18 protein-coding genes are annotated in these 15384 nt (G+C 73.2%); 10 read left to right on the top strand and 8 right to left on the bottom strand.

The genetic code is table 11. The features are described 5' to 3' along the window. Positions 1-34 precede the first annotated feature (34 nt). Positions 35-844 carry a polyprenol monophosphomannose synthase gene (locus tag QSK15_RS23420; protein ID WP_285796299.1) on the top strand — a complete coding sequence of 270 codons (810 nt, stop codon included), beginning with the start codon at positions 35-37 and terminating at the stop codon, positions 842-844. 68 nt (positions 845-912) lie between these two features. Next, a complete protein-coding gene (locus QSK15_RS23415) occupies positions 913-1431 on the top strand; it encodes an FxsA family protein (protein ID WP_285796298.1) in 519 nt (172 codons plus the stop codon). Positions 1432-1500: 69 nt separating this feature from the next. On the opposite strand, the gene QSK15_RS23410 is transcribed toward QSK15_RS23415, so the two are convergent. The 3 genes from QSK15_RS23410 to QSK15_RS23400 all read right to left on the bottom strand — a co-directional run bounded on the left by QSK15_RS23410 (position 1501) and on the right by QSK15_RS23400 (position 4616). Beyond that, positions 1501-1842: an RNA polymerase-binding protein RbpA gene (locus QSK15_RS23410; protein WP_030327608.1), complete on the bottom strand. Its 342-nt coding sequence runs from the start codon at positions 1840-1842 to the stop codon at positions 1501-1503. 231 nt (positions 1843-2073) lie between these two features. Next, on the bottom strand, positions 2074-3228 hold the full coding sequence (locus QSK15_RS23405; RefSeq protein ID WP_285796297.1) for a coiled-coil domain-containing protein: 1155 nt from the start codon (positions 3226-3228) through the stop codon (positions 2074-2076). Positions 3229-3254: 26 nt separating this feature from the next. Continuing rightward, positions 3255-4616 (bottom strand): MFS transporter, encoded by a 1362-nt coding sequence (locus QSK15_RS23400; protein ID WP_285796296.1) that lies wholly within the window; start codon positions 4614-4616, stop codon positions 3255-3257. Between the two features lie 56 nt (positions 4617-4672). On the opposite strand from QSK15_RS23400, the gene QSK15_RS23395 reads away from it, so the two are divergent. The 4 genes from QSK15_RS23395 to QSK15_RS23380 all read left to right on the top strand — a co-directional run bounded on the left by QSK15_RS23395 (position 4673) and on the right by QSK15_RS23380 (position 8683). Next, positions 4673-5320, top strand: coding sequence for a TetR/AcrR family transcriptional regulator (locus QSK15_RS23395; protein WP_285796295.1), 648 nt, complete (start codon positions 4673-4675; stop codon positions 5318-5320). Positions 5321-5378: 58 nt separating this feature from the next. Further along, complete coding sequence (locus QSK15_RS23390; protein WP_285796294.1) at positions 5379-6719, top strand: flavin-containing monooxygenase; 1341 nt, start codon at positions 5379-5381, stop codon at positions 6717-6719. Further along, positions 6716-7570 carry an SDR family NAD(P)-dependent oxidoreductase gene (locus tag QSK15_RS23385; RefSeq protein WP_285796293.1) on the top strand — a complete coding sequence of 285 codons (855 nt, stop codon included), beginning with the start codon at positions 6716-6718 and terminating at the stop codon, positions 7568-7570. Before QSK15_RS23390 ends, QSK15_RS23385 begins: the two co-directional genes overlap by 4 nt. A 105-nt stretch (positions 7571-7675) precedes the next feature. Beyond that, the gene (locus tag QSK15_RS23380; RefSeq protein WP_285796292.1) at positions 7676-8683 is read left to right on the top strand and encodes an RNA polymerase subunit sigma-70; all 1008 of its coding nucleotides are present in this window, start codon (positions 7676-7678) and stop codon (positions 8681-8683) included. A 36-nt stretch (positions 8684-8719) separates the two neighbouring features. Here the strand turns inward: QSK15_RS23380 and QSK15_RS23375 are convergent, their stop codons facing one another. Continuing rightward, on the bottom strand, positions 8720-9283 hold the full coding sequence (locus QSK15_RS23375; protein ID WP_285796291.1) for a dihydrofolate reductase family protein: 564 nt from the start codon (positions 9281-9283) through the stop codon (positions 8720-8722). A 73-nt stretch (positions 9284-9356) separates the two neighbouring features. After that, positions 9357-10007, bottom strand: a complete 651-nt coding sequence (locus tag QSK15_RS23370; RefSeq protein WP_285796290.1) for a LysE family translocator — start codon at positions 10005-10007, stop codon at positions 9357-9359. A gap of 229 nt (positions 10008-10236) precedes the next feature. Between QSK15_RS23370 and QSK15_RS23365 the strand changes: the two genes are divergently transcribed. Next, positions 10237-10719: a DnaJ family domain-containing protein gene (locus tag QSK15_RS23365; RefSeq protein ID WP_285796289.1), complete on the top strand. Its 483-nt coding sequence runs from the start codon at positions 10237-10239 to the stop codon at positions 10717-10719. A 32-nt stretch (positions 10720-10751) separates the two neighbouring features. Next, positions 10752-11291: a GNAT family N-acetyltransferase gene (locus QSK15_RS23360; protein WP_285796288.1), complete on the top strand. Its 540-nt coding sequence runs from the start codon at positions 10752-10754 to the stop codon at positions 11289-11291. A gap of 3 nt (positions 11292-11294) precedes the next feature. Here QSK15_RS23360 and QSK15_RS23355 read toward each other — a convergent pair whose 3' ends face one another. After that, positions 11295-11861: a maleylpyruvate isomerase N-terminal domain-containing protein gene (locus tag QSK15_RS23355; RefSeq protein WP_285796708.1), complete on the bottom strand. Its 567-nt coding sequence runs from the start codon at positions 11859-11861 to the stop codon at positions 11295-11297. Between the two features lie 112 nt (positions 11862-11973). On the opposite strand from QSK15_RS23355, the gene QSK15_RS23350 reads away from it, so the two are divergent. Next, positions 11974-12957, top strand: a complete 984-nt coding sequence (locus QSK15_RS23350; protein WP_285796287.1) for a helix-turn-helix domain-containing protein — start codon at positions 11974-11976, stop codon at positions 12955-12957. 4 nt (positions 12958-12961) lie between these two features. Here the strand turns inward: QSK15_RS23350 and QSK15_RS23345 are convergent, their stop codons facing one another. Continuing rightward, positions 12962-13441, bottom strand: a complete 480-nt coding sequence (locus tag QSK15_RS23345; RefSeq protein ID WP_285796286.1) for a hypothetical protein — start codon at positions 13439-13441, stop codon at positions 12962-12964. A gap of 57 nt (positions 13442-13498) precedes the next feature. Further along, the gene (locus tag QSK15_RS23340) at positions 13499-14362 is read right to left on the bottom strand and encodes an NmrA family NAD(P)-binding protein (protein WP_285796285.1); all 864 of its coding nucleotides are present in this window, start codon (positions 14360-14362) and stop codon (positions 13499-13501) included. 85 nt (positions 14363-14447) lie between these two features. Here QSK15_RS23340 and QSK15_RS23335 point away from each other — a divergent pair, with 85 nt between their 5' ends. Beyond that, entirely contained in the window at positions 14448-15167 is a 720-nt protein-coding gene (locus QSK15_RS23335; protein ID WP_285796284.1) for a TetR/AcrR family transcriptional regulator, read from the top strand. The last annotated feature ends 217 nt before the right edge of the window (positions 15168-15384 follow it).

Genomic DNA, 15384 nt, shown 5'->3' with positions numbered 1-15384 from the left:
CAACAGCCGGTACGCCGGCGGGAGCGGAGGAACCGTGATCCAGGCGACCGATACGATCCGACGCCCGGACGAGGTGCCCGGGGTGGGCCGGGTACTGGTGGTGATCCCCACCTACAACGAGGCCGACAACATCGCCGCGATCGTGGGCCGGGTCCGGCGCGCCGCCCCGGCGGTGCAGGTCCTCATCGCCGACGACAACAGCCCCGACGGCACCGGCGCGATCGCCGACGCCCTCGCCGACGGCGACGCGCACGTGCAGGTGCTGCACCGCCAGGGCAAGCAGGGCCTGGGCGCGGCGTACCTGGCCGGGTTCGGGTGGGCGCGTGAGCGCGGCTACCAGGCGGTCGTGGAGATGGACGCCGACGGCTCGCACGCCCCGGAGGACCTGCCGGCGTTGCTGGACGCCGCCCGCGACGCGGACGTGGTGATCGGGTCCCGGTGGACCAGCGGCGCCCGGGTGCTCAACTGGCCGCTGCGGCGGCTGCTGCTGTCGCGCGGCGGCAACCTGTACGCGCGCCTGGCGCTGGGCATGCCCGTCTCGGACGCCACCGGCGGTTACCGGGTGTACCGGACCAGCGCGTTGGACGCGATCGACCTGGAGTCGGTGACCTCGCAGGGCTACTCGTTCCAGGTGGAGCTGTCCCGGCTGGCGCACCGGGCCGGGGTGCGGATCGTGGAGGTGCCGATCACGTTCGCCGAGCGGGAACACGGCGACAGCAAGATGAGCCCGAAGATCGTGGCGGAGGCGCTGTGGCGGATCACCGCCTGGGGTGTGCGGGACCGCCGCCAGTCGGTACGCCGCGGCCTGTACGGCACCGCCGCCGGTCAGGCCCGGTGGCCGTGAGCGCGGTCGTGTCATGCTGGATGAGCGGACCACGTCCGTGGTGTCCGCAGGAATGGCGATGAGGTGAGATGCGCCGAGGACTGAGGTTCGTACCGTTGGCCCTGTTGCTGACGGTGGTGCTGGAGCTGGCCGTGTTCATCGGCGTGGGACGGGCGCTGGGGTTCGGCGCGGCGGTGTTGCTGGTGTTCGCCGCGTCCCTGCTGGGTCTGGTGCTGCTGCGCCGCGAGGGGATGCGCGCCTGGCGGGGGTTCCGTTCCGCCGCGGCGGCCGGGCAGCCCCCCGGCGGGCAGGTGACCGACGGCCTGGTGGGGTTGGCGGGCGCGTTGTTGCTGGCGGTGCCCGGCCTGGTCAGCGGGCTGGTCGGGGTGTTGCTGCTGGTGCCGCCGGTGCGTCGTCTGGCCCGCGCCGGGGTGCGCCGTGCCACCGAGCGGCGGGTGTCGTCGATGGTCGCCGGTGACCTGTTCGGGCCGCGCACGGTGCGGGTGCGCCAGGGTGCGCCGCAACCGACAGCGCAACCGGAACAGCCGGTGGTGGTCGACGGCGGTCGGGCCATCGAGGGTGAGATCGTCGAGCCCGGTCGGCACTGACACCGGGCCTCAGACACGGCGACGCCCCCGGGGAAACCCCGGGGGCGTCGCCGTTGTGTGTCGTGCGGCTCAGGCGCGGCCGCGGCGGGTCCGGACCTCCTGCAGACGCTCCTCCAGGATGTCCTCCAGCTCGGCGATCGAGCGCCGCTCCAGAAGCATGTCCCAGTGGGTACGCGGCGGCTTGGCCTTCTTCTGCTCCGGCTCGCTGCCGTCGACGAGTCGGGCGACGCTGCCGTCGAACTTGCATTCCCAGGTCGTCGGGACCTCGGCGTCGACGGCGAACGGCACCTCGAACTGGTGGCCCTTGGCGCAGAGGTACTCGCGGGTCTGACGCGGCGCGAGCTCCGTGTTGCGGTCGGATTCATAGCTCACCGCGCCAAGGCGGCTTCCGCGCAGCATACGCTCGCCCATGATCGACTTCCCCTCGTTCGTGGTGCTGGTCTTCTGGGTGTAACGGTGCGTCCCCGCCGCGCCATTCCCGCCCGAGGGCGTGAGGCGTCCACGGGTGGGCCGGGACCAAGGGTAGCCGGCCGAGACGGTCACCCGGTGAGGTGATCCCCAGGCGAGTCGCGACGACGGTGCGTGTCCGCGGCCACCGGGGAGGTTAACCGCGCAAGCGTACCGAAGGTTGCGCCACGATGCTCACGTCGTGGCGCCGGGAGTGCCGGCACCGAGACGGGCCAACGCCAACGCCAGGTCGCTGACCTGGTCGCCGAGCTGCGCCACCCGCCGCTGGGCCAGGTCCCGGTCGGCCTCGGCGGCGTCGAGCCGTACCGTCAGGGCGGTGCGGTGCCCCTCGGCGGTCGCCGCGGCCTGCCGGGCCACGCTCAGCTCGGCGGTGAGCGTGTCGCGGTGGGCGGCCACGGCGGTCAGCTCCGCGCGCAGCCGCGCGGCCAGCTCCGCGGCCTCCTGCCGGGCCTCGTCGGCCTGCCGGGCGGCGACCTCGGCGCGGTCGCGGGCCCGGTCGGCCTGCTCACGCGCCCGGGCCGCGTCGGCGGCCTCCGCACGGGTACGCGCCGCGTCGGCGCGGGACTGCTCGATCTGACGCCGGACGTCCTGCACCTCGGCCTGCCACCGCCCGGCCCGCTCGGTCGCGTCGGCGGCGGCCCGGGTGGCCCGCTCAGCCTCGGCGCGCGCCGCGTCGCGTTCCACGACGAGATCGGCCACCCGCTGCCGCTCGGCGTCGCGTTGCGTGCGCAGGTCCCGCACCTCCGTGCGGGCCTGGTCGCGGTCGCGTTCGGCCTGCACGCGCAGCGCCTCGGCGGCGCTGGCCGCGTGGCGCGCCTGGTCCCGGGCGTCCTCGGCGTGTTGTGCCCGCTCGTCGGCGGCGGTGGCCTGCCGGTGCGCCAGCTCGGCGCGCTGACGGGCGGCGTCGGCGTCGGCGCGGGCGTCGCGGGCCTGCTCGCGGGCGCGCGTCGCGTCGGCCGCCGCGGCCTCGGCGTCGTCGCGGGCCTCGTCGCGTTCGGCCTGCGCCGCCGCGATCTCGGTGGCGGCCTCCGCGCGGGCCTGGGCGAGCTGCCGCTGCACACCCCCCGGGGACAGCTCGGCGTGCAGCGACTCGGTCAACGTCTCGACGATCTGGTCGAGCCGGTCCACCGCCTCCCAGGTGCGGGCCACCTGCCCCGGCAGGCCGGGGGCGTTGCGGTGCCGCATCCGGCTGTTGCGGGAGGCGCGCTGGCAGGCGCCGTCGTTGTCGCGGCAGTAGCGAAACGGTCGGCCCGCGCCGACACGCTGCGGCACCGGCGCTCCACAGTGGGCGCAGGGACGGGTCTCGGTGGTGGCGGGCTGGGCGTCCATCGAGGGCGAAGTCTAGTGCCGGCCGGTCAGGTCGTCGTCCGGGCCGTCGCGTCCAGGGTGTAGCGGCGTTGCAGCAGCAGCGCCGCGAGCATCGCCACCGCCGGCAGCAGCCCGAAGCCGTAGCGGACCGCCGCGAGCGCGGCGTCCGGCTGCACCGGCGACTCACCGGCCGTCGAGGCCACGAAACCACCCACGGTCAGGCACAACGCGTACGCGTACGGGCCCAGCGCCGCGCCGGTGGCCTCGGTGGCCGTCCACACCCCGGTGTAGGTGCCGGCCCCGGTGCCGCCGTCGTCGGTGCTGGCGGCGCGGATCACGTCGGGCAGCATCGAGAACGGCAACAGTTGCATGCCGGCGAACGCCACCCCGAGCACCGCCACCGCGGCGATCAGCACCGGCAGGCCGGCCGGGCGGCCCACCGCCAGCACCAGCGAGCCGACGGCGAACGCGCCCTGCGCGCCGAGCAGCGCCCGCTGCTTGCCGACGCGTCGCGCCACCACCAGCCAGAGCGGGGTGACCAGCAGCGCCGGCGCCACGAACGCGGCCACCAGCACCGTGGTCAGGCCGGGCGCGCGCAGCTCGTACTCGGCGTAGTAGGGCACCCCGGCGAGCACCAGGTGGGTGGTGGTGGACATCGCCAGGTACGCGGCGACCAGCCACCGGAACTGCGTATCGCGCAACGCGACGCGTAGCGCCCGCCACCCGCTGTGTCCGGCGGTGGCGGTGCTCGGCGCGGACCCGCGCAGCCGGGCGATGCCGGCGACACCGACCAGCATGGCCACCAGCATCCCCACTGCGAGGATCACGCCCATGCGCTGGTAGCCGCCCCGGGTCGCGGCGTCGCCGCCGGTGAGCAGGGGGGCCAGCAGCCCGGAGGCCAGGATGCCCAGGGTCAGCACGACCATCCGGAAGGCCATCAGCCGGGTGCGTTCGTGGTACCCGATCCGCAGGTCGGCGGGGGTGGCCAGGTAGGGCACCTGGTAGGCGGCGAAGAGCAGGTTGCCGGCGATGAAGAACACCGCCACCCACGCGGCGGCCGGCGCACCGGTCAGGCCGCCGGGCACGGCGAAGAGCGCGGCGAACGCGGCCGGCAGGGCGCAGCCGAGCAGCAGCAGGCGACGCCGGTCGCCGCGGCGGGTCTGTTCCACGTCGGCGCGGTGCCCCACCCACGGGTGCAGCAGCACGTCGGCGATCTTCGGCAGCAGCAGCGCGAGCCCGGCCAGCCACGGCCCGACGGCCAGCACGTCGGTGAGGAAGTACAGCAGCAGCAGGCCGGGCACCGTCACCCAGACACCCATGCCGAGGGAGCCGGCGGCGAAGCCCGCCAGTGGACCGCGGGGCAGTGTCGCGTCGGTGGCGGCCGCCGGCCGCCGGTCCAGCCCGGTCATCGCCGCATCCTCTCCGCAATCCAACGGTTGCTGGATTCTAGGGGCAGAATGGCGTCATGACCATGCCCCGCCGCCGCCCGGGTCGGCCCCGCCGCGACGAGACCCGGCCGACCCGCGAGGTGGTGCTCACCGCGGCGACCGCGCTCTTCGCCGAGCGGGGTTTCGACGCCGTCGGGTTGCGGGAGGTCGCCGCCGCCGCCGGGGTCGACGTCGCCACCGTCGCGCACCACACGGGTACGAAGGCGGCCCTCTACGACGCGTGCTTCGCCCGGGTGTTCGCCGCCGAGCGGGAGGTGCTGACCGCGGCCGCCGAGCAGGCCCGCGCCGCTGTCGACGCCGGTCCGGAGGCGGCGCGGCGGGCCCTGCACGAGCTGGTCGACGTCTTCGTCGACTTCCTGGAGGACCGCCCCGAGACGACCGCGCTGTGGCTGCGGCGCTGGTTGGAGCCACAGCGGCACGCCGAGCTCGACGAGCGTTACGCCGAGCCGTTGTACCGGCTGGTCGCGGAGCTGCTCACCGCCGCCGCGGCGGCGGGCGCGCTGGCCGAGCCGACTCCCCACATCACCGTACGGAGCCTGGTGTGGGCCACCCACGGGCACGTGGTGGCGTTGGCCGCCGGCGCGCCCGGCGCCCGGGAACGGCGTGAGTTCCGGGCGTTCGTGCACCGGATGCTCGACGGGCTGTACGGGTCACCGGCCCCTTGACGGGCCGCCGTCGCCCGACGATTATCCATCAGACGTTGGATTTAGTGGGGGCGAAGCGATGGGCGCAGCACAGCGGGTGGCGGTGATCGGCGCCGGCGCCGCCGGGCTCGCCGCGGTCAAGGCACTACGTGACGCCGACGTGCCGACGGTCGGCTTCGAGGCCGCCGAACAGGTCGGCGGCCTCTGGGTGTACGGGGCACCCGACTCACCCGCGTACCGCACGCTGCACCTCAACACCAGCCGCGGTCGTACCCAGTTCGCCGACCACCCGATGCCCACCGACTGGCCGGACTACCCCGACCACCGGCGCGTCGCCGGATACCTCGCCGACTACGCCGCGCGCTTCGGGCTGGCCGACACCATCCGGCTGCGGCACACCGTCGAGCGGGTCACCCGCAACCCCACCGGCACCTGGACGGTGGCCGCCACCGGCCCGACCGGCCCGGTCGAGGTCACCGTCGACGCCGTGGTCGTCGCCAACGGGCACAACCGGGTGCCCCGGCTGCCGGATCCCGGCTACCCCGGCGCCTGCACCGCCGAGCAGATGCACAGCCACGACTACCGGGGCCCGGAACAACTGGCCGGCAGACGGGTGCTGGTCGTCGGCGGCGGGAACTCCGCGATGGACATCGCCGTGGACGCGTCGTACGCGGCGGCCCGCACCCTGCTGTCGCTGCGCCGGGGCGTCTGGGTGGTGCCGAAGTACCTGCTGGGTCGCCCCTCGGACACCCTCAACGGGGCGTTGGCCCGCCGACTGCCGTGGCGGCTGCGTCAACGCGTCAGCCAGACGATGCTGAGCGCCACCGTCGGCAAGCCGGCGCGCTACGGGCTGCCCGCGCCGACGCACGGCTTCCTCCAGGACCACCCGACGCTCTCCGACGGGTTGCTGTCGCGGCTGACCCACGGTGACGTCGAGGCCCGGCCCGGTATCGCGGCCCTCGACGGCGACCGGGTGGAGTTCACCGACGGCCGCAGCGACACCGTCGACCTGATCATCTGGTGCACCGGCTACCGGGTGGAGGTGCCGTTCCTCGACCCGGCGCTGCTCGCCGGCGGCGCCGACACCCTGCCGTTGTACCGGCACGTGTTCCACCCCGACGCCCCCGGTCTGAGCTTCGTCGGGTTGATGCAGTCCACCGGTTCCGCGTTCCCGCTGGTCGAGGCGCAGGCCAAGCTGATCGCGGCGCACCTCGCCGGCCGGTACGCGCTGCCGGACCCGGACCGGCAGCGCGCCGTGTGCCGGGCCGAGCTACGGGCCGCTACCGCCCGGTGGGGTCAGCGCCGCCCGGCGATGCGGGTGGACTTCGACGTCTACCTGGCCGAGCTGGCCCGGGAGTTGACCGCCGGGGCGCGCCGCGCCCGCTCCGGCGCGTCGTCCGCGGTGCGGGCAGCCCGGTGAGCGGTCGGTCGCTGGCCGGTCGGCGGGTGCTGGTCACCGGGGCGAGCGGAACGTTCGGCCGCCACCTCGGCGCGGCGCTGAGCGCGGCCGACGCCCGGGTGGTGGGGCTCGACCTGCACGCCCGCCCCGACGACGACGTGCCGGTGCTCGGCTGCGACCTGACCGACCCGGACGCCGTGCCGGCGGCGGTGCGGGCCGCCGTCGACCGGCTCGGCGGGCTCGACCTGCTGATCAACAATGCCGGGGTCGGTGGTCCCGCGCCGGCCGAGTTGCCTCCCGACGAGGTGGTCCGCCGGCAACTGGAGGTCAACCTGCTGGCCGCCTGGCGCACCACCGCCGCCGCGCTGCCCGCACTGCTCACCGCCCGCGGACGGGTGATCTTCGTGGCCAGCCGGATGGCGGTGCTGCCGCTGCCGCTCGCCGCCGCGTACGGGGTGAGCAAACGGGCCCTGGTCGCCTACGCCGACGCGCTGCGCCACGAGGTGGGCACCCACGTCGGGGTGAGCGTCGTCTACCCGAGCATGGTCGCCTCACCGATTCACGACAGCACCGCCGAGGCCGGGTTGTCCCTGCGGGGGGTGTCCCGCCCCGAGCCGGTCGAAGGGGTGGTCGCGGCGATCCTGCGGACCGCCATCGCCCGGCGGGCGCCCCGGGACGTGGCGACCACCGCCCGTGGCCGGCTGGAGATGGCCGTCGGCCGGCACGCGCCCGCGCTGGCCGACCGGCTGGTGCGTCGTACCCTCGCCGCCCGGCTCGCCGCCGGTGACCTGGACGCCGCGCCGCTGGCCGCCGGGATGGTCGACCGGCACCGGGGGGCCGCCCGGAGTACGCCGGAAACCGGCGACAGGTAGCCGAGGCTGGCAGCGGTTCGGGCGTGACCGTGACGGCGCGATCAGAAATGATCCGCCAGGTCGTCAGATCTGGTGGCCGCTCGCACCGCTGGAAGGATCGCTGACATGACCGACGCCGCCCGGTTGGACGCCGACGAGACCACGTTCATCGCGGCGGTCCGCGCGGGAGATGCCGCGCGGTTCGCGCTCCTGACCGAGCGCCACCGGCGTGAGCTGCAGGTGCACTGCTACCGGATGCTCGCGAACTACGAGGACGCCCAGGACATGACGCAGGAGACGTTCCTGCGCGCGTGGCACAAGCGGGAGTCCTTCAGGGGCCACGCGGCCCTGCGGACCTGGCTGTACCGGATCGCGACGAACGCCTGCCTCGACTTCCTGAAGAAGCGCACCAACCGCACACCCGTACCGTCCGCGCTGCCGGACTCCGACTCCGAGTTGATGTACCTGCAGCCGTACCCCGACCGGATGCTCCCGGAGGACCCGCAGGAATCGGTGGTGGCGCGGGAGACGGTCGAGCTGGCGTTCATCGTCGCCGTCCAGCACCTACCGCCGCGCCAGCGGGCGGTGTTCATCCTGCGCGACGTGCTCGGTTGGCCGGCGTCGACGGCCGCCGACGCCCTGGAGCTGACCGTCGCATCGGTGACCAGCGCGCTGCAGCGGGCCCGCGTGACGATGCGCGAGCAGCTGCCCGACCGCCGCCTCGACTGGCGCAGCCCCGCCACCCACGAGCTGTCGAGCGACGAGCGCGGCGCGGTGAAGTCGTACATCCGCGCCCACGAGCGCAACGACCTCGACGGGCTGATGTCCCTGCTGCGCGACGACCTGCGCTTCGCGATGCTGCCCGACCCGGGCACCGTGACCACGACGGCCAGGGACGCGGTGGACGGCTGGATCTCCGGTGGGCTCTTCCAGAGCGGCCACGACGACTGGCGCGGTATGACCACGACGGTCAACCGCATGCCAGCCGCCGCGCTCTACCTGCGCGCCCCGGGCGACTCGCAGTACCGGCTGTTCGCCATCGCCGTGCTGCACATCGTCGACGGGAAGATCGCCGAACTCACCGGGTTCGACGCCACCGACAAACCATGGCTGGACCTGCCACCGACACGGTGATCACAGATCCAGACACGGGCCGGGCAGGTGACCTTTCTATCGCCTCGTCTCGTACCGGGCCAGCGTCACGCCGCCCGGGAACGTCCGCGTCTCCACCAGGTTCAGGTTCACCCAGCTGTCCAGTGCGGTGAAGAGCGGCTTGCCGCTGCCCAGCAGCACCGGGTGGGTCACAACCTCGAACTCGTCGACCAAGCCGGCCCGCATCGCCGCGCCGGCGAGCGTCACGCCACCAACCCTCATCGGCCCGCCGTCCTCGGCCCTGAGCCGGGTGATCTCGGCGACCGCGTCGCCGGTAACCAGACGGGTGTTCCAGTCGACCTTGTCGATCGTCGAGGAGAACACCACCTTCGGCGTGTCCCGCCAGTTCCGCGCGAACTCGACCTGCGCCGGGGTGGCACCCGGCTGCTGGTCGCCGGTCGGCCAGTAGGAACTCATCGTCTCCCACAGCTTGCGCCCGTACAGGAACAGCGCGACCGCCCGTTCCCGGTCGAGCCACCACTGGAACAGCTCGTCGTTCGGGGCGCTCCAACTGATGTCGTCGCCCGGCGCGGCGACGTAACCGTCCAGTGTCGCGTTCATGCCGAAGATCAGTTTCCGCATCGTGTCCGCCTCTCGTCAGTCGATCTCACACATACCGACGAGCGCGACGCGGAAACCTCATCGGTGCGCCGGGTCAGGGCGTGGCGACAGCCGCCCGCGAGCGGTCGGCGGCGATGCGGACGGCCAGCGCGGCCAGGGCGGTGCCGGTCACCCAGCGCTGCACCCGTAGCCACGTCGGCCGGCGGGCGAAGAACCCCGCGAGGGCGCCGGCGCTGAGCACGATCATCGCGTTCACGCTCAACGCCACGGCGATCTGGGTCAGACCGAGCAGCAGGCTCTGCGTGGCGAGGTGCCCCCGGGCCGGGTCGATGAACTGGGGCAGCAGCGACACGTACAGGATGGCGATCTTCGGGTTCAGCAGGTTGGTGACCAGGCCCATGGTGAACAGCCGCCGGGGCGGGTCCGGTGGCAACGGCGTGGGGGCGAACGGTGACCCGCCGCCCGGACGCAGCGTCCGCCAGGCCAGCCAGAGCAGGTAACCGGCGCCGGCCAGCTTCACCACCGCGTACAACGTCGGCACCAGGACGAAGACGGTGGCCAGACCGGCGACCGCCGCCGCCAGGTAGACCCCGAAGCCGGCGGCCACCCCGAGCAGCGAGACCAGCCCGGCCCGGCGGCCCTGCGCCACCGAGCGGGACACCAGGTAGACCATGTTCGGGCCGGGCGTGAGCACCAGCCCCAACGCCACCAGCGCGATACCCAGCAGTGCGCCCGCACCGACCACGACGATTCCCCCGTTCGGTAGACCCCACACAGACCGTAATCGGGACGAACGTCCCGACCCAGGGCCACCTGGCGAGCCGTGGCCTGCGATCCGGAGTGATCCACTCGCGTTTGCCGGCACCCGGCGGCCACGGCGGGAATGCCCACCGTCACGGGCGCGCTGATCAGTGGCGCAGGCGTGCCGCCAACCGGAAGCGGCGCGTTACGGTGGCCGGGGGAGGTGCCGCAGGGTGGTTGAGGCGTGGGAAGCGTCGGTCGAGGCGAAGATCCAGGATGCCGTTCAACGCGGCGAGTTCGACGACCTGCCCGGCATGGGCAAGCCGATCCCCGGTCGTGGGGCGCCGTACGACGAGGCGTGGTGGATCAAGAGCTTCCTGGAGCGCGAGGCGCTCCCCAGTGACCTGCTGCTGCCCACGTCGCTGCAACTGCGCCGACGGGTCGAGCAGGTCCCCGACGAGGTCCGTGACCTGCCCACCGAGCAGTCCGTGCGGGACTTCGTCGGGCAGTTGAACGTACAGATCGTGGCGTGGCTGCGTTCCCCCGACGACGGGCCCCGGGTCGCGGTGCGCCCGGTCAACACCGAGGACGTCATCAGCCGTTGGCGGGCCGAGCGGGCCCGCCCCGAGGCCACCGTCACCGTCACGGAAGCGGTGACCGCCGTGGGACCGTCGCGCTGGGGCTGGTGGCAGCGGTGGCGCCGCCGTCGGGGCTGACCCCACGGCCACGGGCACGGCAGAATGTGCCGATGCTCATCGGATCACCGGCACCCGGCACACCCTCGACGCCGGGTGTCACCCTGCGTCAGTGGTGTGCCGACGACCTCGATGACCTGGTGGACGCGTACCGGGACCCGGTCCTGCGGCACTGGACCAGTCATCCGGTGACCAACGCCGCCGAGGCCCGACGGTGGCTGGAGGGCACACTGCGGGACCGGGCCGCCGGCCGCCGGTACACCTTCGCCGTCGTCGAAGAGCAGGCCGACGGCGCGCGGCTGGTCGGCAACGTGGTGCTCAAGGGGATCACGCCGCAGCGCCCGGCGCCGGAGGTGGGCTACTGGACGGCGTCCTGGGCGCGCGGTCGTGGGGTCGCCCCCCGCGCGGTAACCGCACTGAGCCGCTGGGCGTTCGACCGGTTCCCCGAGGTCACGCGTCTCGACCTGCTGCACCAGGTGGACAACGTGGCGTCCTGCCGGGTGGCGCAGAAGTGCGGCTTCGTGTTCCACGAGGTGATGCCGGCCCGGCCGCCGTTCCCGCTCGACGGCCACCGGCACACCCTGCACGCCTAGGTGTCAGTCCACCCTGGCCCGCCACACCCAGGAGGTGCGCCGGGCCCGGCCGGGCAACTCACCACGGCCGGTCATCCACAGCAGCACCTCGGGTGCCGCACCGGCCGGGGCGTCCGGGAAGAGCCGCCGCAGCACCAGCGCGCTCAGTCGCTGCGGTGGCTGCCACGGCACACCGAGGCCGAGGGTGATGTCGTGGGTGTGCAGCACGGTCTCGGCCACGCCCATGGCGGCGAAACCGGCCGGGTCGCACGGGCCCCAATGCCAGGCCCGCGTGTCCGGGCCGGCGGCGTCGACGGCGGTGGCGAGCAGCCCGGCGCAGGCTCGCACCACGGTGAGCACGTGCGTCGGGCTCGCGCCGGGGGAGACCCGCAGGTCGTACGGCAGATAGCCGTCATCCGGGCGGCCGGCGACCTGGCCCGCGTACGCGATGAGGTCGTGCGCGACGTGCGCCGCGGTGGTCCAGCAGCTCCAGCTCAGCGGGCCGGCGGGCACCGACCAGTCGCGGTCGCGGTGTGGCGCCAGCACCCGGGTCATCTCCTCGGCCGCCTCCAGCAGGTCGGCACCGGTCACCACTGACACTCACCAACCCCCTGGGAAGCACCGCGTACGAGAATCCCGTCACCGGTACCACGGATCGAAGCGTGCAAGAATCCATCCTCGCATGCGGGGGGAGGCGAGCAGAGTGTTGCCCAATCGGGTGGTCGACACGACGGTGTTACCACCGGCGGACCGGTTCGAGTTCTGGTACGCCCTGGTCGCCCAGGAGACGGGGCCAGCGCACATCAGCAGCGCTCAACTGGACAACTTCGTCGCGTACGCCCAGGCCATCGATCTCGGCAGCATCCGGATGACCGCCCTGCGGTACCCGTCGCTGGACTCGGCCCGGCCCGCGAAGCTGGCCCGCAGAGTCGAGGAGAACGTCTACCAGCTCGCACTGCCATTGACCGGCCGCAGCAGCCTGATCCAGGATCGCACCGAGAACACCCTCCAACCCGACAACCACTTCACGCTCCTGGACACCGCGCGGCCGCACGTCGCCCGGCACAGCGCTGACGGCCCCGGCCTCGCCCACACGATCACCGTGCAGATACCGCACCCGTCGCTACCAGTGGCGCCGGACCGGATCCGCCGGCTGCTGGCCACGCCGCTGCCGTCGCACGTCGGCGTCGGCGGGCTGTTGGTCCACCACCTGCGCAGCATCGCCGCGCACCCGGAGCAGTACCAGCCGGCCCAGGCCGAGGTGCTGGGCAGCGTGGCGCTGGACCTGCTCGCCGCCGCGTTCGCCCAGTACCTCGACATCGAGGACACCCTGTCGCCGGAGGCCCGGCACACCGCGTTGCGGGCTCGCGTCGTCGACTTCATCGACCGCCACCTGGACAGCGACGAGCTCAGCCCTCGCAGCGTCGCCGCCGTCCACCACATCTCGCTGCGATCGCTGCACCGCCTGTTCGAAGGGGACTCGACGACAGTCGCCGAACTCATCCGCGCCAAACGCCTGGAGCAGTGCCGGCGTGATCTCGCCAACCCGCTGGTACGGCAGCCGATCCAGGCCATCGCCGCCCGATGGGGATTCCGGGACAAGGCCCACTTCAGTCGCCTCTTCCGGGCTCGCTACGGACGTTCACCGCAGGCCTACCGGACGACCGTCCCGCACCAGGACCGGTGACCGCTCAGTGTCGCCGGTGGTCGGTCGGATCGTCCTCGACGAAGTCACGGACGGCGACGCGGATGCTCTCGCCGTACGGGTCGTCCGGTAGCCGTACCAGGTGTTCCCGGGCTCGGGCGAGGTGCTCCCGAGCCGCACCGACGTTACCCAGCCGTCGGTGACAGTCGGCCAGGTTGAGGTGCAGCGACGGCAGGAACGCCTGAACCTGCAGTGAGGACAGGTATCGCTGGGCGCGTTCGTCGGTCAGCTCGGACACCGCGGCCAGGGCACGTTCGTCCCAGCTCAGCTCCGCCTCGGTGCTGTCCTGCAGGTCGGCGAGGTGATGCGCCAGGGTGCAGCGGTGCAGGGCGTCCCCGGTCGGGCCGATGTCGTCCCACAGCGCGGTGAGCAGCGCACGGGCCTGGGCGGGTGCGCCGCCCTGGCCGAGTTGCACGGCCTCGATGATGCGGGTCATGGTCGGGTCGGCGGTCGGTTGCTCGGTCATGTCGCCGATGGTCGAGCCTCAACCCGGTCGAGGGTCAACCTCCGCCGACCCGGCTCGTCAACGTTGGGCGACGATGGCTTCGAGCGCTGCGCGAGCGGATGTCGGACGGCGCCCGATGAGGGTCTCCAGCGTCGGATCGGTGACGGCGAACTCACCGCGACGCGACGCGCGGTACATGCCGAGGGTGAAGTCGGCGGCCGCCGGGGGCATGCCACCTGCGATGGCGGCCGACCGCCACTGGTCGTCGCTGACGACCACCCGGGTGACGGTGCGGCCCGTGATGTCGCTCAGGATGGCGGCCACCGCCTCGAGGTCGAGCGCCTGCGCTGCGGTCAGCGCCGGCGTGATGCCGTCGAGCAGGCCCTCCTCGGCCAGGGCGATGGCCGCGGCTTCGGCCAGGTCGGCGTGCGCGGTCCAGGACACCGGGCCGTCCGCCGGCGCCACGAGTTGACCGGTCTGCACCGCCGCACCGATGCAGAGGCTGAGCGTGCTCGCGTAGAACCCGTTGCGCAGGGCGGTGAAGGGAACGCTTAGCCCGGCCAGGTGCTCCTCGGTCGCGGCGTGGGTCGGCTGGGGGGCGAACAGCGAGTCCCGGGAGGCGGCCTGGTGGCTGGTGTAGAGGATGCGCTTGGCTCCCGCGGCGCGGGCGGCGTCGATGGCGGCGCGGTTCGCGGCGACCGCGCCGGCCCCACGGATGGCGGCGGACACGACGAGCACCTTGTCGGCACCCTCGAAGGCGTGCTCCAGCGTGGCCGGGTCGGTGAAGTCGCCGGCGCGTACCCGCACACCCCGCTCGGCGAGGCCCACCGCCCGGTCGACGTCGCGCACGCTCACGCCCACCGCGTCGGGTGGTAGCCGGTCGAGCAGTCGGTCGACGATCTGGGACCCGAGCTGACCAGTGGCACCGGTGACGACGAACATGCTGCACACTCCTTGTTATCGGCGTTATCATCTAGACGATAGCAGTGATAATTCGTAGTTAACAAGTCGCTGTTAGCATCGATTCATGGTGACGACGCAGGACATGGCATCCCGCGACGACGTCCGCACGGGCATCGTCGCGGCAGCAACCGAACTGCTGCGCGAGAAGGGCGCGAACGCGGTGACGACGCGCGCCGTCGCCCAGGCCGCAGGTGTGCAGGCGCCGACCATCTACCGCCTGTTCGGTGACAAGGACGGCCTCATCGACGCCGTCGCCGAACACGTCATGGCCAGCTACGTCAGCGGCAAATCGGTCGCCGCGCACGTCGCGACGGGCGATCCGGTCGCGGAGCTGCGCACCGGATGGCGCACCCACGTGGAGTTCGGCCTGACACACCCCGAGCTGTACGCCCTGATGGCCGCGCGGGGGAGCGGGGCACCCTCGCCGGCGACCGTCGCGGGCCTCGACGTGCTCCGTCGTCGCGTCCGGCGACTCGCCGCAGCCGGTCTGCTGCGGGTCGACGAACAACGCGCCCTCATGATGATTCACTCAGCGGGTCACGGAACCATCCTCGCGCTCCTCGGAACGCCCTCCGAGCAGCGCGACCCCGGCCTGAGCGAGGCCATGCTCGATGCCGTGCTCACCAGCATCCTGTCGGTAACCCCGGCGACACCCGACACGACCACGAAGACGGTCGCGGTGACCTTCGCGACGGTGCTGCCCGACCTGCCGGGGCTCACCGACGCCGAACGCGCGCTGATGGCCGAGTGGCTCCACCGATCGCTGACCCACCCGGCCGCCTGATCACCTCGGCGGCGGGAAAGAGCTCGACGCGACCGCGCCGGGGGAGATAGCGTGCCCCTGACCGCGACACCACCCGAGGAGGTGAGACCCATGAACGTTGTAGCGATGTGGGTGCTCCCCCTTGCCGTCACGGTCGGGCGACTGACATAGGTGTCGCCGGGAGCGCCCTGCCCACACGGCACTCCCGAGAGGCAACACCTGTGCACCCTGCGCATTT

Origin of the sequence: Micromonospora sp. NBRC 107095 (assembly GCF_030269705.1) — a bacterium.
GTDB classification, from domain to species: Bacteria; Actinomycetota; Actinomycetes; order Mycobacteriales; family Micromonosporaceae; genus Micromonospora; species Micromonospora parva.
The sequence above is the reverse complement of the archived record's forward strand: the minus strand, read 5'-3'. Positions and strand labels throughout refer to the sequence as shown.

Coding starts and splice junctions, on each gene's coding strand:
- QSK15_RS23415 (WP_285796298.1), top strand. CDS start 913: ATGCGCCGAGGACTGAGGTTCGTACCGTTGGCCCTGTTGCTGACGGTG.
- QSK15_RS23410 (WP_030327608.1), bottom strand. CDS start 1,842: ATGGGCGAGCGTATGCTGCGCGGAAGCCGCCTTGGCGCGGTGAGCTAT.
- QSK15_RS23405 (WP_285796297.1), bottom strand. CDS start 3,228: ATGGACGCCCAGCCCGCCACCACCGAGACCCGTCCCTGCGCCCACTGT.
- QSK15_RS23400 (WP_285796296.1), bottom strand. CDS start 4,616: ATGACCGGGCTGGACCGGCGGCCGGCGGCCGCCACCGACGCGACACTG.
- QSK15_RS23395 (WP_285796295.1), top strand. CDS start 4,673: ATGACCATGCCCCGCCGCCGCCCGGGTCGGCCCCGCCGCGACGAGACC.
- QSK15_RS23390 (WP_285796294.1), top strand. CDS start 5,379: ATGGGCGCAGCACAGCGGGTGGCGGTGATCGGCGCCGGCGCCGCCGGG.
- QSK15_RS23380 (WP_285796292.1), top strand. CDS start 7,676: ATGACCGACGCCGCCCGGTTGGACGCCGACGAGACCACGTTCATCGCG.
- QSK15_RS23375 (WP_285796291.1), bottom strand. CDS start 9,283: ATGCGGAAACTGATCTTCGGCATGAACGCGACACTGGACGGTTACGTC.
- QSK15_RS23360 (WP_285796288.1), top strand. CDS start 10,752: ATGCTCATCGGATCACCGGCACCCGGCACACCCTCGACGCCGGGTGTC.
- QSK15_RS23345 (WP_285796286.1), bottom strand. CDS start 13,441: ATGACCGAGCAACCGACCGCCGACCCGACCATGACCCGCATCATCGAG.
- QSK15_RS23340 (WP_285796285.1), bottom strand. CDS start 14,362: ATGTTCGTCGTCACCGGTGCCACTGGTCAGCTCGGGTCCCAGATCGTC.
- QSK15_RS23335 (WP_285796284.1), top strand. CDS start 14,448: ATGGTGACGACGCAGGACATGGCATCCCGCGACGACGTCCGCACGGGC.